The sequence below is a fragment of the Streptomyces sp. NPDC020747 genome (assembly GCF_044334695.1).
Lineage (GTDB): Bacteria > Actinomycetota > Actinomycetes > Streptomycetales > Streptomycetaceae > Streptomyces.
In genome coordinates, this window is the sequence record NZ_JBIRTJ010000001.1 from 368,295 (window position 1) to 388,442 (window position 20,148).

At 70.5% G+C, this 20,148-nt stretch carries 14 protein-coding genes and 1 pseudogene; 6 read left to right on the top strand and 9 right to left on the bottom strand.

Features of this window, described 5'->3' with window-relative positions; genetic code table 11:
- Positions 1 to 60 precede the first annotated feature (60 nt).
- A pseudogene (locus tag ACH4YP_RS01505) lies at positions 61 to 348 on the bottom strand (MEKHLA domain-containing protein); the annotation flags it as partial.
- A 361-nt stretch (positions 349 to 709) separates the two neighbouring features.
- Between ACH4YP_RS01505 and ACH4YP_RS01510 the strand changes: the two are divergent.
- The gene (locus ACH4YP_RS01510) at positions 710 to 1,249 is read left to right on the top strand and encodes a hypothetical protein (protein ID WP_398488824.1); all 540 of its coding nucleotides are present in this window, start codon (positions 710 to 712) and stop codon (positions 1,247 to 1,249) included.
- A 277-nt stretch (positions 1,250 to 1,526) separates the two neighbouring features.
- Here the strand turns inward: ACH4YP_RS01510 and ACH4YP_RS01515 are convergent, their stop codons facing one another.
- Positions 1,527 to 1,886: a hypothetical protein gene (locus ACH4YP_RS01515; RefSeq protein WP_361069690.1), complete on the bottom strand. Its 360-nt coding sequence runs from the start codon at positions 1,884 to 1,886 to the stop codon at positions 1,527 to 1,529.
- Positions 1,887 to 1,962: 76 nt separating this feature from the next.
- Positions 1,963 to 3,318 carry an NAD(P)/FAD-dependent oxidoreductase gene (locus tag ACH4YP_RS01520; protein ID WP_398488826.1) on the bottom strand — a complete coding sequence of 452 codons (1,356 nt, stop codon included), beginning with the start codon at positions 3,316 to 3,318 and terminating at the stop codon, positions 1,963 to 1,965.
- Between the two features lie 526 nt (positions 3,319 to 3,844).
- On the opposite strand from ACH4YP_RS01520, the gene ACH4YP_RS01525 reads away from it, so the two are divergent.
- Positions 3,845 to 6,607, top strand: coding sequence for an AAA family ATPase (locus tag ACH4YP_RS01525; protein ID WP_398488828.1), 2,763 nt, complete (start codon positions 3,845 to 3,847; stop codon positions 6,605 to 6,607).
- Between the two features lie 56 nt (positions 6,608 to 6,663).
- Here ACH4YP_RS01525 and ACH4YP_RS01530 read toward each other — a convergent pair whose 3' ends face one another.
- The 3 genes from ACH4YP_RS01530 to ACH4YP_RS01540 all read right to left on the bottom strand — a co-directional run bounded on the left by ACH4YP_RS01530 (position 6,664) and on the right by ACH4YP_RS01540 (position 12,420).
- The gene (locus ACH4YP_RS01530; protein ID WP_398488829.1) at positions 6,664 to 9,417 is read right to left on the bottom strand and encodes a cation-translocating P-type ATPase; all 2,754 of its coding nucleotides are present in this window, start codon (positions 9,415 to 9,417) and stop codon (positions 6,664 to 6,666) included.
- Between the two features lie 175 nt (positions 9,418 to 9,592).
- Positions 9,593 to 9,784, bottom strand: a complete 192-nt coding sequence (locus ACH4YP_RS01535) for a hypothetical protein (RefSeq protein WP_361069679.1) — start codon at positions 9,782 to 9,784, stop codon at positions 9,593 to 9,595.
- A gap of 656 nt (positions 9,785 to 10,440) precedes the next feature.
- Positions 10,441 to 12,420 (bottom strand): ABC transporter ATP-binding protein, encoded by a 1,980-nt coding sequence (locus tag ACH4YP_RS01540; RefSeq protein WP_398489439.1) that lies wholly within the window; start codon positions 12,418 to 12,420, stop codon positions 10,441 to 10,443.
- Positions 12,421 to 12,573: 153 nt separating this feature from the next.
- Here ACH4YP_RS01540 and ACH4YP_RS01545 point away from each other — a divergent pair, with 153 nt between their 5' ends.
- The 4 genes from ACH4YP_RS01545 (at position 12,574) to ACH4YP_RS01560 (ending at position 16,904) form a co-directional block, all read left to right on the top strand.
- The gene (locus ACH4YP_RS01545) at positions 12,574 to 13,614 is read left to right on the top strand and encodes a YbhN family protein (protein ID WP_398489440.1); all 1,041 of its coding nucleotides are present in this window, start codon (positions 12,574 to 12,576) and stop codon (positions 13,612 to 13,614) included.
- Between the two features lie 137 nt (positions 13,615 to 13,751).
- Complete coding sequence (locus tag ACH4YP_RS01550) at positions 13,752 to 13,904, top strand: hypothetical protein (protein ID WP_361069673.1); 153 nt, start codon at positions 13,752 to 13,754, stop codon at positions 13,902 to 13,904.
- Positions 13,905 to 14,280: 376 nt separating this feature from the next.
- Positions 14,281 to 15,354 carry a mechanosensitive ion channel family protein gene (locus ACH4YP_RS01555; RefSeq protein ID WP_361069671.1) on the top strand — a complete coding sequence of 358 codons (1,074 nt, stop codon included), beginning with the start codon at positions 14,281 to 14,283 and terminating at the stop codon, positions 15,352 to 15,354.
- Between the two features lie 74 nt (positions 15,355 to 15,428).
- Positions 15,429 to 16,904 (top strand): FGGY-family carbohydrate kinase, encoded by a 1,476-nt coding sequence (locus tag ACH4YP_RS01560; RefSeq protein WP_398488832.1) that lies wholly within the window; start codon positions 15,429 to 15,431, stop codon positions 16,902 to 16,904.
- Between the two features lie 264 nt (positions 16,905 to 17,168).
- Here ACH4YP_RS01560 and ACH4YP_RS01565 read toward each other — a convergent pair whose 3' ends face one another.
- From ACH4YP_RS01565 to ACH4YP_RS01575, 3 genes are read right to left on the bottom strand one after another with little or no spacing between them, the layout of a single operon-like run.
- Complete coding sequence (locus tag ACH4YP_RS01565; RefSeq protein ID WP_361071504.1) at positions 17,169 to 17,918, bottom strand: FAD:protein FMN transferase; 750 nt, start codon at positions 17,916 to 17,918, stop codon at positions 17,169 to 17,171.
- Positions 17,919 to 17,941: 23 nt separating this feature from the next.
- The gene (locus ACH4YP_RS01570) at positions 17,942 to 18,667 is read right to left on the bottom strand and encodes an FMN-binding protein (protein ID WP_398488833.1); all 726 of its coding nucleotides are present in this window, start codon (positions 18,665 to 18,667) and stop codon (positions 17,942 to 17,944) included.
- A 10-nt stretch (positions 18,668 to 18,677) separates the two neighbouring features.
- The gene (locus ACH4YP_RS01575; protein WP_361071495.1) at positions 18,678 to 20,018 is read right to left on the bottom strand and encodes a ferric reductase-like transmembrane domain-containing protein; all 1,341 of its coding nucleotides are present in this window, start codon (positions 20,016 to 20,018) and stop codon (positions 18,678 to 18,680) included.
- Between the last annotated feature and the right edge of the window lie 130 nt (positions 20,019 to 20,148).

Genomic DNA, 20,148 nt, shown 5'->3' on the forward strand with positions numbered 1-20,148 from the left:
CCCCGCCGTTCTCCTGGGCAGAACGACGGATCCCGCTCGCGGTCTCCGCCGGCCACGGCTGTGCACGGAGCGCACGAAGGCGTCCCGGTTCTTCTGGCGGTGGGAGGCGGCAGACAAGCGGGACGGCATGCGGGTGACCTCGTCCCACGAGTAGCCCGAAGCACCGCTGACCGTGCGATTGGCGTAGACGAACGCCGGGTCGTGGGCCGTGCCGTGGGCCAGCAGTCCGAAAGGCGCGTCGGTGCGGAGCCAGTGTGCCGCCTCGTCAACCCACGACACGAACTCGCGCAGATCCTTGCCCGTGGTCTCCAGCAGACCATGGGACCGACGTGCGCATCGGTCCCCCAGCTGTCACATCTACCCCGGCTGTCCGGTCAGTTCCATACGACCGTCAGCTTGAGCCGTAGAAAGACGTCTGATGCCACAAGATCCCGACCAGCACTCCGCCCATGCCGCCGCCAGTGTTTCTCTGGCGGCCGAGGCCGCCTTGCTGGAGGGCCGCCTCCGCCTGCTTCAGGAGGCAATTGACACTGTCGACACACGTATCGAGGCCGTGTCCGACACACTGCGCCTGCTGCACCGCACTTCCCCCGCCTCAGATCAAGGCCCAAGCTGCATATGATGTTGCGGGAACCATTCACGCGTTCACACGGAGCAGCACCACACCTGAGCCGGGGCGCGGCACAAGGGTTGAGGATGAGAGGAACACATGGTCTCTGTAACCCGGACGACGCGCAACGTTGAGAACACCGCTGAGAGCCTTCAGGAGGAACTGGCCCGCCTGGAGGTCCAGAAGCAGGCGCTGGAAAGGGAACTGGCCGCGGTCGCGGCGCATCTCGGCTCGGTGCAGCGGGCACTCGGTGCCCTCGACATCCTGATGCACTCCCAGGCCGCTGCACCCCCGACCGCTACGGCCGCTGCCGCAAGCGCGCGGCGGGGACAGCCCGCGGCGACCGCCGGACCACGGACAGACAGTGTCCCGGCCGAGCCCGCGGACACGGAGCGTCCCGTTGCCGGCGGCACCGACGCGGACGAGCAGAAGAAATACGGCAAGGTCACCGAGCAGATCATGGAGTACTTCGCCGCCGTCGGTGACGTGGACGTGCGGGCCCGCGATGTCGCCGCGGCGCTCGGCCGTGACACCGACAGCGGGAGCATCAACGGCATCCGCAGCACCCTCGACCGTCTCGTCGGTGCCTCCCGTGTCCGGCGGACGGGCCGGGGCCTCTACCGCGCCCAGCGTTCCTGACCGAGCGGGATCCCCACGGGTGCCCGTCCGGTGCTCGTTCTCGGCGGATGGTCCCGGGCGCCACAGCGGGGAATCGCGTGGCGCCCGGGCATCGCACCTGTGGGCTCTGGTCACAGGTGTCGCGTTCCGGGCACCTGTCACGGGGGTTTCCATGGCGTCCGGAACAGTGTGATCACTCTACCAAAGATTTACTTTCATACTGAACCGATCTGACACTATCGTCGAAGACAGTGTCACATCTCGGAGCTGAGTTGCACGGCGGGCGGCGGGCGGCGGTTCAGCCCGACGTTCCCAGGATCACAGCGACGCTTCCGATCAACGCCGCGGTAATCAGAGCCATCGCGATCAGCGTTCCCCTCAGCCATCGTCCGAAGCGGATGTGATGCTGCTCCTCCACCACGCTGATGCTGTCGGCGATGTACTCCGTCACCATGCGGGCAACGTATATCTGCTCCTCGAGATACCAACGCTCGATGTCCGTCTTCTGCTCCTGGGTCAGCCCCCGGGCCCGGGCGGTGAAATCAGCCACGCGCTGATGGGCTCCCCGCAAATGAGCCTCCTGGTACAGGAACGTCTCGATGTCCGTCAGGCCGCGTGCGGCCTCCTTACGTGCGTCCATGGTGTGCTCCAAGTCCATGGTGTGCTCCACGGGGAAGGCGAGAAGCCCGGTTGCCCCCGAACCGACAGTCAGCCACCCAGCTCTTCAGGCGTGCTCACGCGGCCGGGCGGCTGGTCGTCCGGCTCCCGCCGGACTTCTGCAGGCCGCTGCTCGCCACGAAGGCGTCCCTCGGGTGCTGGACAGATGCGAGGGAGACCAGGTCCCGGCCGAACAGGGCGGCAGTGAGCCACACGGTCAGAACACGGACCTTGCGCTCCCAGGTCGGTACCGCCAGAACGTGATAGCCCCGGTGCATCAGCCAGGCGGGAAGTCCCTTGATGACGAGGCCCTTGTACTCGAACACGCCCCGCCCCACACCCAGCGTCGCCACCACTCCGAGGCTGCTGTGGCGGTAGTCGCGGATTCTCCCTCCGTGCAGGTCGGCCGCGATGTTCTTCGCAAGGCGTTTGCCCTGCCGCACGGCGTGTTGCGCGTTCGGGACCGTGCGGGCTCCCGGGACGGTCGAAGCGAGGTCGGGAACGGCCGCGTCGTCGCCGGCCGCCCACACATCTGCCACCGGCTCACTGTCCGTGCCCATACGCAGATCGGGGCGGACCACGAGTTGGCCCCGCTCGTCGACCGGCAGATCCGTGTGATTGTGCACCACCGGGTTCGACGCGTTGCCGGCTGTCCAGACGATCAGCCCCGAGTCGAACTCCTCACCGCCGGTGAGCACCACATGCCCGTCCACAGCGGACAGCAGCTGCGTGTTCAGATGGACGCGCGCGCCACGGTTCTCCAGAGAACGCACCACCCAGGCACCGGGCTCGTCGCTCACCTCGGGCAGGATGCGGCCTCGGGCCTCGACCAGGTGGAAGGACAGGTCGTCCGCACTCAGCTCCGGATAGTGCTTCAGCATCGCGGTCGCCAGCGACAGCAGCTCACCGAAACCCTCCACACCGGAGAACCCGCCGCCCACGAACGTGACAGTGAGCAGCTTGCGCCGCTCGGCGCCCGGCGGCAGTGACGCCGCTTGGTCGAACGCGGTCATCAGCCGGTCCCGGACGGCGACCGCCTCCTCCACGTGTTTCAGACCGATCGCCTGCTGCGCGAGCCCCGGTATGGGGAACGTGCGAGTCACAGCGCCGGCAGTGACCACGAGCGTGTCGTAACCGAGGTCGTACTCGGATCCGCCGGCGGGCCGCACGGTGATCCTCCGGTCCGTGTGGCGGATCTCGGTCACGCTGCCGGCGATCAGCCGGGTGCGGCGCAGATGCCGCCGCAACGACACAGCGGCGTGACGTGCCTCGACGGAACCGGCCGTGACCTCGGGCAGGAACGGCTGGTAGGTCATGTAGGGACGCGGGTCGACCACCGTGACCCGTGCCTCCCCCGCACGCAACAGCTTCTCCAGACCCCAGGCGGTGTAGAAACCCGCGTAGCCGCCACCCACGATCACAATCTCGCGCATGATTCCCTCAACTCCTAGCCGACGCCACATAGACCGGGCGGCACCTGCGGATGTGACAGGCGACGGCGGCGGAGGGCGCGCGTGGACGGCTCGTCGAGTCCCGTCGGCACAGCTCGGACTGGTCTCTTCGCGCGCCATCCTGATCGGGCGTCCTGTGCCGGCTCGGTCGGTCGGAGTTCGCCCTCAACCGGCAGTACGGGCGCGCAGGCATCCGGCCGGACAGCGGCACAACCGGGTCGATCCAGCGGAGCGAGACGGGCTGCTCCCGGCCTTCCTCGACGCGGGGCGGGCCTGCGACATGGCGCACCTCATCGATCCGCTCCAGGGGCTTCGCGTCCTCTCGCAACCCCGGCGACCCTCGTTCGTAACCATGCCGCTACCGGCGATCGACGAGGCCTCGCCCGGCCTCCGGCGGTGATCGTCCGTCCGGTTGTCCGACTGATTGTCCGGGCACCGCGCACAGGTGCATGATGGGGACGACCCGCGTTGATCAGGGTCTGGCCCCTTGACCGGCGCGGTGGTGTAGATGTCGAGCAGCGCTCTTCGGCACGGGCTGCGTGGCCGGCGTGGCGAATGCGGCGCGCTGGATGAGGTGGTGGCCCGCACCAGGGCTGGGCAGAGCCAGGTGGTGGTGCTGCGCGGCGAGCCCGGGGTCGGCAAGTCCGCGCTGGTGGAGTACCTGGTGGGGAGCGCGACAGGCTGTCAGATCCTGCGGGCTGTCGGCGTCGAGTCCGAGATGGAGCTGGCGTTCGCCGGGTTGCACCAGCTGTGCATGCCGATGATGGGGCAGCTCGATCGCCTTCCCGGCCCACAGCGAGACGCCCTGGCCATCGCCTTCGGTCTGAGTGCGGGAAGCGCGCCGGACCGTTTCCTGGTCGGGCTGGCGGTGCTCAGCCTGCTGGCCGAGGCGGCGGAGGAGCAACCGCTCGTCTGCGTGGTGGACGACGCCCAGTGGCTCGATCGGGTCTCCGCGCAGACGCTGGCCTTCGTCGCGCGCCGACTGCTCGCGGAGCGGGTGGCGTTGGTGTTCGCGGCGCGTACGTCGGCGTACGCGCCGGGCGACGACCCGTTGGTGGCACTGCGGGAGCTCGTGGTCCGGGGTCTGCGCGACGACGACGCACATGCGCTTCTGGACTCCGTGGTCCCCGGGCGGCTGGACGAGCGCGTACGGGACCGGATCGTCGCCGAGACCCGCGGCAACCCGCTGGCCCTGCTGGAACTGACGCGGGGGTTGACCGCGGCGGAGCTGGCCGGCGGATTTGGGCATCCGGACGCGCGGCCGCTGGCGAGTCAGATCGAGCAGAGTTTCCAGCGGCGCATCGGGGCGCTTCCGGACGCGGCACAACGGCTGCTGCTGGCGGCCGCCGCCGATCCGGTGGGGGACGTGCCGTTGTTGAGGCGAGTGGCCGAACGGCTCGACATCGGGGCGGACGCCGCGGAGGTGGCCGAGGCGGCGGGGCTGATCGAGTTCGGTGCGCAGGTGCGGTTTCGTCATCCGCTGGTGCGCTCGGCGGCCTATCGCGCGGCCGACCCCGGGGAACGCCGGGATGTGCATCGTGCGCTGGCCGCGGCGACCGATCCCGAGTTCGACTCGGATCGCCGAGCCTGGCATCGTGCCCATGCGGCGGTCGAACCCCATGAGGCCCTGGCAAGCGAGCTGGAGCGCTCGGCCGGGCGGGCCCAGGCCCGTGGCGGCATCGCGGCGGCGGCAGCGTTCCTGAGACGTGCGACCGAGCTGACACCCGATCCGGCCAGACGCGGGACGAGGGCGGCGGCCGCGGCGCGGGCCACCTTCGAGGCCGGGGCCCCCGACGCGGCGCTCGAGCTTCTCACCGCCGCGGAGATGAGCCCGTTGGACGAGGCCCTGCACGCGCGGCTGGCCCGGCTCCGCGCCCAGATCGTCTTCGCGCGCAGGCGCGGCGGTGAGGCTCTGCCGTTGCTGCTCGACGCGGCCGGCCGACTGGAACAGGTCGACGACGGACAGGCGCGTGAGGCGTACCTCGAAGCGGTCGGAGCAGCGGTCTTCGCCGGTCGCCTCCATGGACGTATCGGAGTACGGGAGGTGGCCGAGGCCGCCCGCGCCGCACCGCGCGGACCGCGGCCTCCGCGGCTGGCGGACATGCTTCTCGACGGCCTGGCGACGCGGTTCACCGAGGGGCACGCCAAGGGCGCGTCTCTGTTGAAGCCCGTGCTGCGGGAGTTCCGGCGAGCCGCCGGACGGAACGAGGACGACACCATGCGCTGGCTCTGGCTGACGTGGCTCGTCGCCGGCGACCTGTGGGACGACGAGACGTGGCATGAACTGACCACCCACGCGGTCCGGGCCGCTCGCGAGACCGGCGCGCTCAATTTCCTGCCCTTGGCCCTCTCCTACCGCGCCGCCCTGCATGTGCACGCCGGAGAGTTCGACCTTGCCTCGGCGTTGATCGACGAGTCCGACACCATCACGGAGGTGAGCGGCCACTCGCCCCTCGGGTACACCTCGCTTCTGCTCATGGCCTGGCGTGGCGAGGACGCCCGGGCGACGGAGCTGATCGAGGCCGGCGCCCGGGACGCGACAACCTGGGGCGAGGGACGAGCGATCGGTTTGGCCCACTACTTGCTCGCGGTGCTGTACAACGGCCACGGCCGCTACCAGGACGCTCTGGCCAGCGCCGAACGGGCAGGGGAACACGAGGATCTGGCGGTCTTCGGCTTCTCCCTCGTCGAGCTCGTCGAGGCGGGAGCTCGCAGTGACGCGCCCGCGGCGGCCGCCGCGGCTCTGCGCCGACTCGAGGAACGAACCGACGCCGGCGGCACCGACTGGGGCCTCGGCGTTCTGGCCCGGTCGAGAGCACTGCTCGCCGAGGGCCGGGCCGCCGATCTGCTGTACCGCGAGGCCATCGAGCACCTGGAACGCAGCCGGATCGCCGTCCACCTCGCTCGTACCCACCTGGTGTACGGCGAGTGGCTTCGCCGCGAGAACCGGCGCCTGGACGCGCGCGAGCAACTGCGCACCGCCTACGAGATGCTGCAGGGTTTCGGAGCGAGTGCCTTCGCCGAGCGTGCCCGCCGCGAGCTCCTGGCCACTGGCGAATCGGTACGCCAACGCGCGGTCGACGAACGTGAGGCCCTCACCGCGCAGGAGGGCCAGATCGCCCGACTGGCCGCCGATGGCAAGACGAACTCCGAGATCGGCGCCGAGCTGTTCATCAGCCCTCGCACGGTCGAGTGGCACCTGCGCAAGGTGTTCACCAAGCTCGGCGTCAACTCGCGGAACAAGCTCCGCGGAGCGCTGCCCGGCGCCTGACGGCCGAGCGTTCGTCTCCAGGGCGGCCTCCAGTCCGGTATCAGGGCCGACCCTGATCACCGTGCGCCGCTCCGGCGAGCCCCACGCCCTCCTACGGCGCGCAGGACGAGCTCGGCGAGCAGCACGGTGGACGCGGTGCCCAGGCACAGGGCCCATTGGGTCACGGTCAGCGGCACGGTTCCGAAGACCGTGTGTGCCCAGGGCAGGTGGACGACGGCGACCTGTACCGCGAGGACACCGGTCAGGCACAGCCACAGCGCGCGGTTGCGCAACTGGTATCGGCCCAGCAGCGGGCCGTCGTCGGCGCGGACGCTGAGGGCGTTGAAGAGCTGGAACAGCACGAACGTGGTGAACGCCATGGTCAGGGCGGTGTCCGCGTCGACGTACGAGCGGGCGACGGCGAGAAGCGTGACGGTGCCCGTCGCCATGACCGCACCGGCCCGGCCGATGGCGAAGAGCCGGTGGGCGTCCAGGATCCGCTCGCCCGCGTCGCGTGGAGGGCGGCGCATCACATCGTCACGGGCGGGGTCGACGGCCAGGGCCATCGCCGGCGGACCGTCCATGATGATGTTGACCCACAGCAGTTGGGCGGCCGTGAGCGGGGAGGGCAGACCGGCGAGAGAGGCGCTGAGCAGGGTCAGAATCGCACCGATGTTGGTGGCCAGCTGGAAGCGGACGAACTTGACGATGTTGGCGTAGATGGCCCGTCCTTCACGGACGGCCCGCACGATCGTGGAGAAGTTGTCGTCGGTGAGGACCACGTCGGCGGCTTCCTTGGCCACGTCCGTGCCGGTGATGCCCATGGCCACGCCGATGTGGGCGGCCCGGAGCGCCGCGGCGTCGTTGACGCCGTCACCGGTCATGGCGACGATGTGCCCCCGGTTCGCCAGCGTCCGTACGATCACGACCTTGTGCTCCGGGGCGACCCGGGCGAACACACCGATGTCGTCGATGCGTTCGGCGAGTTGCTCCCCCGTCATCCGGTCCAGGTCGGCACCCGTCACGACGTCGCCGTCGATGTCCAGCTCGCGGGCGATGGCCGCCGCTGTGTCGGCGTGATCGCCTGTGATCATCTTGACGGCGACTCCTGCCGTGCGGCACAGCGCCATCGCGCCCCGAGCCTGCGGGCGGGGCGGATCGGCGATCCCGGCGATCGACACCAGGGTCAGGCCGGGCAGCGCGGCCGTGGTGAACACGCTCGGTGTGCCGTCCCTCAGGGCGGTGGCCGCGCCCAGTACCCGCAGTCCGGAGCTGCCGAACCGCGCCGTCACGGCGAGGATCTCGTCCCTGTGCCCTTCGTCGAGGGCGCGTACGCCGTCCTCGGTGAGGACGTCGGTGCACATGCCCAGCAGGACGTCGACCGCGCCCTTGACGTGGACGCGGGTGCGACCGTCGGGTGCGGAGTGGAAGGTCGCCATGTACTTGGTGGCCGCGTCGAAGGGCAGCTCGCCGATGCGGGGCACCTCCGTACGCAGCCGGTCGGCGTCCACACCGGCCTTGGCCGCCAGGACCACGAGTGCGGCCTCCGTCGGGTCCCCGATGACGCCGCCGCCGGTCAGGCGTGCGTCGTTGCACAGGGCGAAGGGAAGCACCGCGTCACCGAGATCGTCGGTGGGAGACGTGTCGTCCGCGCCAGGGACACGGAGGGCGCCTGCCGTCCCGTACCCCTCCCCGGTGACGTCGTAGAGCCTGCCCGCGGTCCACAGGGTCCGCGCGGTCATCTCGTTGAGGGTGAGCGTGCCGGTCTTGTCGCTGCACACGACCGTCGCCGCACCGAGCGCCTCCACCGACGCCAGTCGTTTGACGATGGCGCCGCGACCGGCCATGCGGCGCACACCGAGTGCCAGTGTCAGGGCCAGTACGGCGGGCAGCCCTTCGGGGATGGCGGCGACCGCGAGGGCCACGGCGCGGAGCGCGATGTCCGAGAGCGACTCGCCGCGGAGCAACGCACTCAGGGCGTAGGCGACGACCGCGGCTCCGCTCAGCGCCGCCAGCCGCCGGCCGAGGCTGTCCAGTTGGACCTGGAGCGGGCTCGGCGGCTCGCTCCCTGTGCGCAACGCCTCGGCGATGGCGCCGAGTTCGGTGCGCATTCCGGTGGCCGTGACGATCATTTCGGCACGGCCCCGGGTCAGCGCGGTGTTCATGAACAGCATGCTGGTGCGCTCGGCGAGCGGCACCGGGGCTGTCGAGGGGTGATCGACGGCCGTCACGCTCTTGGCGACCGGCTGGGACTCACCGGTCAGGGCCGCCTCGGCCACCTCGACCGTCTCCGCGACGGTCAGCCGGCCGTCAGCCGGTACGCGGTCGCCGGCCTCCAGCAGGACCATGTCTCCGGGCACCAGGAGCTGTGCCTCCACCACCTGCTCCGTACCGTCACGGCGAACTCTCGCCGTGGGCACCAGCATTCGGCGCAGCGCTTCCAGGCTGCGCTCGGCACGCCGCTCCTGCCAGTAGCCGAGTACCGCGTTGACCTGCAGAACGACGGTGATCACCACCGCGTCCCCGATGTCACCGACGGCCCCGGCCACCACGGCTGCGATCAGCAGGATGATGATGAGCCAGTTGCGGAACTGGTCCAGGAACTTCAACCACTCCGGGCGCCGGGCCGGTTCGGACAGCCGGTTGGCGCCGTGGACGGACGCGCGCTCAAGGACCTGCCCCGTGCTCAGACCCGCCCCCGGGTCGACGCTGAACCGCTCTGCCACCTGGGCCGGAGCCTGCCGACAGGCGTCCGGCTCACCGTCGGGGACCTGGGTCGTGGTGTGTGCGGGCGCGACCCCGCTCGCAGGTTTCCCGTCCAGCGTCGCCATTGCTTCGTTCCTTTCCGGAGCGGACCACTACGAGCTGACCTTGCGAGCGGAGCGTCACGACGGGACTGCTGCTCACCGCCACGGCTTTCGTCGGCAGCCACCGCCGACGGCTACTGGTGTCCCTGGTCGGGCAGATACGGCGCGGGTCACCGACCCACGGCTACTCGATCACCCGTCATTCGTCTGTCTCCGCGTCGGTGGTGGCCGTCGTTTCCGTGGTCGCGTGCACCTCGTCGGCCTCAGGCGGTGTCTCGGTGACGTCGTTGTTCTCGCCGGCCTCTTCTCGTTGCTTCTTCAGGGCGAGTTCGCTGGCCGTCCTGTCCGAGTGCAGTCGCATTTCTGCCTCTGCCCGGAGATCGAACATCATTGCCTCCTTTGAACCGTGCTCTGCCGCGGTATGCGGGAGCGCCGGGTTGCGCCGTCCATCGGGCGCAGGGCCGTGGACGGCGGTGGATGAGTCTTGCGCGCTGGTCCGGCGGGCGCCGGGTCAGCCGTTCTCACGTGTCCTCGGGATGCTCAGTGGTGGGATTCGCTGGTCTCCGGCGGCCGTGGAGCCTCTGAAAGGAGCTGAATGCCGACACCGCCTGTTCGTCGGCCTGCCCCCTGAGCCCTTGTCCGGCGCCGTGCTGCACCTCCGTATGTCCGCCCCGGAACGGGCCAAAGGCCACAGCCACGAGTTCCAGGGATCACACAACCCTTCCGGAGTGATGACCGGACACACGGTGCATCTGTGACAGTGGGTTTCTCACGGCCCGCACCGTCCGGTGTCCCTGCGCGGTTTCTGTCCCGTCGGCGGGGTCAGCCATGCGGAACGTGCCGCGTCACCGATGAAGACCCCAAGCCGCGGGCGAGGTGTCGAGCCACATGACGAACCCTCCGAAGGGGGAACCAGACGTCTCGGCCCAGGCCCGCCACCATGGCAGGCACCCCCCCCGTCAGCACACCGGGCCGCTTCGGCACCGCATGCCGACCGTCTGCTGACCCGAGCGACTTCATCATGTACGGCGGCGCCGTGCGCGGCGCCTATGCCACCGCCTCCTCCGCCTCCTCCGCCTCCTCCGCCTCCTCCGCCTTCTCCGCCTTTTCCGCCACAGCGATCTCCGTCACGCCGTCCTCGGTCGTGCCGTCCTCGGTTCCGTCGGGCCGTGCCGGTTTCTCGAACTGGGTCCGGTAGAGCTCGGCGTACCGTCCGTTCGCTGTGAGGAGTTGGTCGTGGGTGCCGCGTTCCACGATGTGGCCGGCCTCGACGACGAGGATCTGGTCGGCGGCCCGTACCGTCGAGAGGCGGTGGGCGATGACGAGGGCGGTGCGGCCTTGCAGGGCCTCGGCGAGTGCCTCCTGCACGGCGGCCTCGGAGGTGTTGTCCAGGTGGGCCGTCGCCTCGTCGAGGACGACCACCCGCTGGCGGGCCAGCAGCAGCCGGGCGATGGTCATGCGCTGGCGTTCGCCGCCGGAGAGGCGGTAGCCGCGCTCGCCGACGACCGTGTCGAGACCGTCGGGCAGGGAGCGCACGAGGTCGTCGAGGCGGGCGCGGCGCAGGACGTCCCACAGTTCCTCCTCGTCGGCGTCGGGCCGGGCGAGGAGCAGGTTGGCGCGGACCGAGTCGTGGAAGAGGTGGCCGTCCTGGGTGACCATGCCGAGGGTGGCCCGCATCGACTCGGCGCTCAGGTCACGGACGTCGACGCCGCCGATGCGTACGGAGCCCTCGTCGGTGTCGTACAGCCGTGGCAGCAGTGACGCGACGGTGGACTTGCCTGCCCCGGACGAGCCGACGAGGGCGACGGTCTGGCCGGGTTCGGCGCGGAAGGAGATGCCGTGCAGGACCTCGGCGCCGCCGCGGGTGTCGAGTGCGGCGACCTCCTCCAGGGAGGCGAGGGAGACCTTGTCGGCGGACGGGTAGGCGAAGCGGACGTCGGTGAACTCGACGGAGGCCGGGCCCTCGGGGACCGCGCGGGCGTCCGGCTTCTCGTCGATCAGCGGCTTCAGGTCGAGGACCTCGAAGACCCGCTCGAAGCTGACCAGCGCGCTCATGACCTCGACGCGGGCACCGGCGAGGGAGGTCAGCGGCGCGTACAGGCGGGTCAGGAGCAGGGCGAGCGAGACGACGGCGCCCGGTTCCAGGCTGCCGCGCAGGGCGTACCAGCCGCCCAGTCCGTAGACCAGGGCGAGTGCGAGGGCGGAGACGAGGGTCAGGGCCGTGATGAACGCGGTCTGCGCCATCGCCGTGCGCACCCCGATGTCCCGCACCCGCCGGGCGCGCACCGCGAACTCCGCGGACTCCTGGCCCGGCCGGCCGAAGAGCTTGATCAGGGTGGCGCCGGGCGCGGAGAAGCGCTCGGTCATCCGGGTGCCCATGGACGCGTTGAGGTCGGCCGCCTCACGCTGGAGCTTCGCCATCCGGCTGCCCATCCGGCGGGCGGGGACGACGAACACCGGGAGGAGTACGAGTGCGAGCAGGGTGATCTGCCAGGACAGGGTGAGCATCACGGCGAGGGTGAGCAGGAGGGTGACCAGATTGCTCACCACTCCGGAGAGGGTGTTGCTGAACGCCCGCTGGGCGCCGATCACGTCGTTGTTGAGTCGACTGACGAGCGCGCCCGTACGAGTGCGTGTGAAGAACGCGACCGGCATGCGCTGTACATGATCGAAGACCGCTGTCCGCAGATCCAGGATGAGTCCTTCGCCGAGGTTCGCCGAGAGCCAGCGGCCCACCAGTCCGATGGCCGCCTCCGCGAACGCGATCAGGGCGATGAGCAGGGCGAGTCGTACGACCGTGCTCTCGTCGCCGCCGGACACGATCGCGTCCACCACGCGTCCGGCGAGGACCGGGGTGGCCACGGCGAGCAGCGCCGTCACCACACTGAGCACCACGAACTGCGCGATTCGGCGGCGGTGCGGGCGGGCGAACCCGGCGATGCGACGCAGGGTGGCTCTGGCGAAGGGGCGGCGTTCCTGCTCGGCGTTCATGACGCTGTGGAGCTGCGTCCAGGCCGTGGTCTCCATACTCATGGGACAGACCGTAGAACCTCAAGCAATCTTGAGGTCAAGGGGTGATCGATGACATTGACTGAGCCCACTCCCCTCACCGGGACAGTGGATCCCACCGAGACAGCCGCGCTCACCGGCACCAAGTCCCTCACCGAGCCCGGCGACCCGATGCCGTGCCCGGCGTGTCAGCCGCTGTCCCCGTGCCCGCAACCCCACGTTGGTGCGGTGTGGAAACCCTCTCCCGATGTGACGGTCGAACGCTTTCCCCAGGGCTTCGCCAGACGCCTTCCGGTCCGGCAGATCCTGTGTCTCCTCCCGCTCGCCCTCGTGGCCGTGGTCGCGGTGCAGCACCGGTCCGTGCTCGCGGAGGGCTTCGGGCATCTGGCGTCGGCGAAGTGGCCGTGGCTGCTGGTCGCGGTCGCCGCGACCTGTCTGACCTGGGTGGCGGCCGCCGTCACCCGGCAGGGCGCGCTCGTCGAACGGCTGCCCAAACGGCGGTTGCTGGCCACGCAGTTCGCGGCGGGCGCCGCCAACCATCTGCTGCCGACGGGTCTTGGCGCGACCGCCGTGAATCTGCGGTTCATGACGGTGTGCGGGGTTCCGCTGGCCCGTTCGTCGTCCGCGCTCGCGCTCTACCTGTTGGCGGAGTCCATCGCCCGGGTCGGGCTGCTGCTCGCCCTGTTGATCGCCTTCCCCGACGCGCTGCGGGTCGGCGCGCTCCTGCCGGACGGCGCGGCCGGCCCGCTGCTGCTCGCCGTCGCAGCGGTGGTGTGCGTCGCGGTGACGGTGCTGCTGCTTGTACGACGGGTGCGTACCGTCGTGTTGACCTTCCTGCGGACCGCGCTGGGCGAAGCCCGGTCCGTGCATACGCGGCCGGCCCGCGCGCTCGCGCTGTGGGGCGGCTCGCTCTCCTTCCCGATGTTCCAGGCGGCCGGACTGGCCGCGGTGGGGCAGGCGCTCGGGCTGCCGGTACCGCCGCTGCACATGGCGCTCGCGTATCTGGCGGCCACGGTGGCGGTCGCCCTGGTGCCGACGCCGGGCGGGATCGGCTCGGTGGAGGCCGCCCTGATCCTGGCGCTGGTGGCGGCGGGCGGTCCGGTAGCCGTGGCGACGGCGGTGGTGCTCGCCTACCGCATCATCACGGTGTGGCTGCCACTGCTGCCGGGGGCGCTCACGCTCGGCGCGCTGGTGCGGCTGAAGATGATCTGAGCGCGTCGGGGGCCTGGCCGGGCCGGAAAGCATCCTTCCGATACCGCCCGCGAGTTGACGGGGACGGCCTGAACCCGTCGGTGTGCCCCGGGAGCAACCTGCTCACGTCGCCACACGAAGCGGTCCGCGTCCGCGATATGCCGGTCCGGATCGAGCGCCAGGAACACGTCACCACCGTCGCCCTCTCCCGCCCCGGGGTCCGCAACGCGGCGGACGGTCCCACGGCGGCCGGCCTCGCCGACGCGTTCCGCGCGGGGGTGGGGCGGCACGGTTCGTTCGGCGAGAACTGAGCGTCCCCGACGGCGTATCCAGGCCAAGTTGGGGCGGGATGCGCAGAGGGGCCGGGGACGCTCGCCGGGCCGGGCGACGAGGGCGTCTCGGCGCTCGCCCGGGACAGGGCGGAGGCTGGGAAGACATCAACAAGCCTACGGGCATGGCGAGTTGGCGGCGGTGCTGGTGGGAGATGGCCTGACCCGAGCGGTCCTGGCACGGAACACCTGTGCGCATGTAGCAAGATGAGCGAACCCGCCGGTCAACTACTCGGTCAACGACTCGTCGTTCCTGGCGGGGTCGCACATCACGAAATCGAGCAGCAGGTGGCAACAAGGTGACGACGCATCACATACCGGGCGCGAGCGCCCTTCGCGGTACGACGGGAGGCAGTTGGTGAACCGGGACCTCACTGTGCACGACTGGATCGTCGCGGGTGTCTGGCTGGCCGTCGGGCTCGCGGCGGGCGTCCTGCTGCGCCTCCTCCTGCGCTGGCTGGGCAAGCACGCGACCCGCACCAACTGGAGCGGCGACGACGTCCTCGTCGACGGGCTGCGCGCGCTGATACCGGTCGCGGCCCTCACGGGCGGCATCGCGGCCGCCGCGGCGGCTCTGCCGCTGACCGGCAGGATCAACCACACCGTCAACCAGATCCTGACGGTCCTGCTCATCCTCGCCGCCACCATCACGGCGGCACGCGTGGTCGCCGGCCTGGTGCGGGCCGTCACCCAGTCCCGCTCCGGGGTCGCGGGATCGGCCTCGATCTTCGTCAACATCACCCGGGTCGTCGTCCTGGCCATGGGCTGTCTGGTCGTCCTGCAGACCCTGGGCATCTCCATCGCCCCGCTGCTCACCGCCCTCGGCGTCGGCGGTCTCGCGGTCGCCCTGGCCCTCCAGGACACCCTCGCCAACCTCTTCGCGGGCATCCACATCCTGGCCTCGAAGACGATCCAGCCCGGCGACTACATCCGGCTCACCAGCGGGGAGGAGGGGTACGTCGTCGACATCAACTGGCGCAACACCGTCGTACGCAACCTCTCCAACAACCTCGTCATCATCCCGAACGCGCAGCTCTCCAGCACCAACATGACCAACTTCAGCCGTCCGGAACAGGAGATGACCCTGACCGTGCAGGTCGGCGTCGGCTACGACAGCGACCTCGACCATGTCGAGCGCGTCACCTCCGAGGTCGTCACCGAGATCATGACGGAGATCGAGGGCGCGGTTCCCGAGCACGAACCCGCCATCCGCTTCCACACGTTCGGGGACTCGCGGATCAGCTTCACCGTCATCCTGGGCGTCGGGGAGTTCAGCGACCAGTACCGGATCAAGCACGAGTTCGTGAAGCGGCTGCACAAGCGGTACCACGTGGAGGGCATCCGCATTCCCTCCCCCGCGCGCACGGTCGCCCTCCAGCAGAACGGCGTGGCGATTCCGCCTCAGCGCGACGGATCCCTGTCGATCCCGTAGAACATCGGGGTGGGGCGGTCCGCGAAGGCCGCCCCCCTTCGGGCCGGTGCGGGTGAGCGGGGAGACGTGAGCGTATGACGGTGATCGGGGCCGACATCGGTACGTCCAGCAGCAAGGGCGTACTCGTGGACGAGGACGGAACCGTCCTCGCGACGGCCGTCCGCCCGCACACGGTCGACCGTCCGCGCCCCGGGCACGTCGAGATGGACGCCGGGGTGTGGTGGGACGAATTCGCCTCCCTCGCCCGGGAGTTGCTTACGTCCGCGCCGGACGGCACGTCCGTCACCGCGGTCGGCGTCAGCGGCATGGGCCCGTGCGTGGCCCTCACCGACGGGACGGACACACCGCTGCGCCCGGCGATCCTGTACGGCGTCGACACCCGGGCCACCGAGCAGATCGCCCGCCTGGACGACGAGTTGGGCCGTGACGCCGTACTGCGGCGCTGCGGGTCGCTGCTGTCCACCCAGGCCGTGGGTCCCAAGATCGCCTGGCTGGCGGAGCACGAGCCCGACGTGGTCGCCCGGGCCCGGCGGCTCCACATGCCCAGCTCGTACCTGGTGGTCCGGCTGACCGGTGCCTATGTGCTCGACCACCACTCGGCGAGCCAGGCCGTCCCGCTGTACGACTCCGTGGCCCAGGAGTGGTACGAGCCGTGGACCCGGCACATCGCACCCTGGCTCGAACTCCCCCGCCTGCTCTGGCCGGGAGACGTCGCCGGGCAGGTCACGGCCGAGGCCGCCGAAGCCACCGGGCTGCCCGCCGGAATCCCGGTGATCGCCGGCACGGTCGACGCCTGGTCGGAGGCGCTGAGCGTGGGGGCACAGCACAACGGTGACCTGATGCTGATGTACGGCAGCACCATGTTCCTGATCAACACCCTGTCCGAGCGTCTGCTGGTGCCCCAACTGTGGAGCACCGTCGGGGCGTTGCCCGGAACGCGCAGTCTCGCGGGCGGCATGGCCACCTCCGGCATGATCACCGACTGGCTGCGGGAGCTGTTCGGCACGCCCGAGCACACCGAGCTGCTCGCCGGCGCGGAGGCGTCCGGGCCAGGCGCGCGGGGGTTGCTGATGCTCCCGTACTTCGCGGGCGAGCGGACGCCGGTGGCCGATCCGCACGCCCGCGGGGTGATCGCCGGGCTGACGGTGGAGCACACCCGCGGCGACCTCTACCGTGCCGCCCTGGAGGCGACGGCCTTCGGCGTACGGCACAACGTCGAGGTGATGCGCGCCGCCGGCGCGGACATCCGCCGTGTCGTCGCCGTGGGCGGAGGCACCCGGGGCGGCCTGTGGACCCGGATCGTCTCGGCCGTGACGGGCCTGGAGCAGGAGGTCAGGACCGTCACTCTCGGGGCGAGTTACGGCGCGGCGTTCCTCGCGGCGAGCGCGGTCGGCGATCCGCTCATCGACGAGTGGAACCCGGTGCGCGAACGCGTCTTCCCTGACCCTCAACTGCGCTCCGGTTACGACGAGTTGTACGCGTTGTACCTCCGGCTCTACCCGGCGACACGGGACATCGCCCATGAACTGGCCGCGCGACAACGGGGCTAGGGCCCTTCTGATGGATCTCCGTGGGAGAAGGAGCGGCGGTCGGTGCGTGCGATCGGCGTGCGGTGTGGAGGGTCATGTGGCGGAGCCACCTGGCCCTTCGCGCCGTGCGGCGAGCGTGCGTGCCGGGCGTCGCGACGCCGCGGAGATCCATCAGAAGGGCCCTAGGGCGTGACGCCGAGGGCATCACGCCAACGAGGGCCCTGATATCCCCAGTTGCGGATATCAGGGCCCTCAGGAGTTCGTACGAGCCGTCCCCTCGATCAATCAGGCCGCGACAGGGAACCCCGACGTGCGGAAGACGCGGCGCTCGGCGTCCACGGCGAAGACCTCGCAGCCTTCGCGCGCGGCGGCCCAGTCGATCCCGTCCGCGCCCATCGCGAACGCCGCGGTCGCCGTCGCGTCCGCCTCGGTCAGGGACGGGGCCACGACGGTCAGACTGAGAAGTCCGGTCGCCGGACGGCCGGTGCGGCCGTCGAGGATGTGGTCGCCCCGCTCGTAGCGCCCGGAGGTCGCCACCGCGCCGTCGGTGATCTCCAGCACCGCGCACAGCCGGTCGGCCTGTTCCGGGTGGCGCACGCCCACCCGCCACGGACGGCCGGCCGAGACCACGTCGCCGCCGGCGTTGAGGCAGAACGTCGTCACGCCCTCGGCGAGCAGCAGTTCCGCGGCCCGCTGGACCGCCCAGCCCTTGACCATCGCGCAGGGGTCGAGGCCTCGGCCGGGCAGCCGCACCTGGAACGCGCCCCCGCTCGCGACCCGGTACTCCTCGCACAGGTCGAGCACCTCGACGAGGTCCGCGCTGAGCTCGTGGGGTTCGAGCTCTCCCCTGCCCAGCCGGGACACCTCGCTGTCGGCGATGAACGGGCTGAACCGCGCGTCGACCTCGCGCAGCCACGCGAAGACCCGGTCCGCGGCCACGGACGCGCTCCCGGCGGTGTCGGCGTCGTCCGGGTCGTCGGGTGCGTCGATCCGCAGGGATATCGGCAGCCCCATGATGTGCTCGACGCGGCGCACTTCCTCGGCCGTTGACATCGCGATCAGCCCTTCGCGTCGATGGCGGCCTGGAGGGACTCGACGTACCCGTCACTCGTGATCGTGGCGCCCGAGACCGTGTCGATCTCCGAACTCTGCGCGTCCAGCGTCTCCGCGATCAGCTTCGGCACGGCCGCCTTCGTCTGCGGGTGGTTCGGCTGCTGCAGCATCCGCACCGCGTCGATCTTGTCGCCCTCGAAGGTCACCTCCACCTGCACGGCACCCTTCTCCGTGTCGACGGTCGAACCCGCGACGACCTGGGAAGCGGCGGCCGAGGCGGACGGCGAGGCCGAGGATGAAGAAGAGGACGAAGACGACGAGGAAGACGCCGGCTTCGCGTCGATGGCCGCCTGGAGCGACTCGACGTACCCCTCACTCGTGATCGTCGCGCCGGACACCGCGTCGATGTCCGCGCTCTGCGCCGTGAGCGTCTCCGCGATCAGCTTCGGGACCGCGGCCTTCGTCTGGGGGTGGTTCGGCTGCTGCAGCATCCGTACGGAGCTGATCTTGTCGCCGTCGAAGGTCACCTCGACCTGTACGGGACCCTTCTCGGTCTTGATGGTCGAACCGGCGACGACCTGGTTCGACGTACCCCCCGAAGAGGACGCGGAAGGTGTCGAGGCGGGTTCGGCGACCTCCGTGGTGGACGACGTGTCGGTCGAGGGCGCGTAGCGCCACACCGGGATCAGCCCCGCGACGGTCAGGACCAGGACAGGAATGGCTCGTTTCACGGTGTCTCTCTCATCCCGCCAGGCTGAAGCGCTCGAAGTGGATCTGTTGCTTGGGCACGTTCAGCTCGCGCAGGCTGCCCAGCACCGCGTTCATCATCGGAGGGGGTCCGCACAGGAAGACGTCCCGGTCGCCGATGTCCGGCACGAGCCGGGCCAGCTCGCCCGGCGCCAGCTTGTCGGGGCTGACCGGCCCGGACACCAGGTGCAGCTCGGCGCCCTTGGCGTGGGCGAGCTCCCGCAGCTCGTCGTAGAGGACCGCGTCCCGGTCCGTGGACACCCGGTAGATGACGACCGCGTGGCCGTGCAGCTCCTCCAGCAGGGCCCGGATGGGGGTGACGCCCACGCCGCCGGCGATGAGCACGGCCTCCGGCCGGGTCCGGTGCATCGCGGTGAAGGCGCCGTACGGGCCCTCGGCGAAGACCCGCGTGCCCACCTTCAGGTGCCGCAGGGCCGCTGTGCCGTCGCCCGCCGTCTTGGCGGTGAGCCGCAGTGTCCGGCCGTCCGGTGCCGCCGACAGCGAGAACGGGTTGGCCTGCCACCACTGGTCCTTGGTCAGGAACCGCCACAGGAAGAACTGGCCCGCGCGCGCCGGCAGCCGGTCCAGGTCGCGCCCCGTGACGTAGACCGACACGACGTCGTCGGACTCGGGCACCACGGCCGAGACCCGCAGCTGATGGCGCGTGTTCCGCCACAGCGGCAGCACCAGCCGGCCCAGGACGACCGCGCCGAGCGCCACGCCCCACACGCCGTACCAGTACGCCGTGGCGAAGGACGACGCGGTGAAGGTCGTACCCACCGCGACCTGGTGCGTGAAGGCCAGCACGACCGCGACGTACGTGTAGAGGTGGATGAAGTGCCATGTCTCGTAGGACAGCCTTCGGCGGGCGTAGCGGGCCGAGACGCCGCCGATCACGAGGATCAGCACCAGTGCGACGACGGCGCGCAGCACGCCCTCGACGGTCTCGGCGAGGTCCACCAGCTGGCTCACCGGGCCCATGCCGGAGGAGTCGGCGTAGCCGAAGGTGATGAACACGGCGTGGCCCAGCAGCGTCCAGAGCAGGCCGAAGCCGACCCAGCGGTGCCAGGAGGTGAGCCTGTCCATGCCGATGCGGCGGTCGAGCCAGGGGAGCCGGGCGACCAGCAGCAGCTGGAAGGCCATCAGGAGCGCGGCGTACAGGCCGAGGAGCCGGCCCATGACGATGAGGGCGTTCGAGGCGAACCCGGCCTGGACGAAGAACACGGTCACGACGGCCACGTTCACGGCCAGCACGCCGTACAGGCCGGCGCGGGCCACCACCTTGGGGCGCACCGCCGCGGCAGGCGGCGGAACGGTCGTCTGGACAGTAGTCACGGGGTCGGCAACTCCTTGATCGGGTCCTGGGAATCCGAAGCCTGCCTGCCGGGAGCTGTCGTTTTCCTGTCGCTCAACTTTCAAGTTTTTATCGATGTGGAGTCGAGGGGCCCGCGACTATGGCGTCATG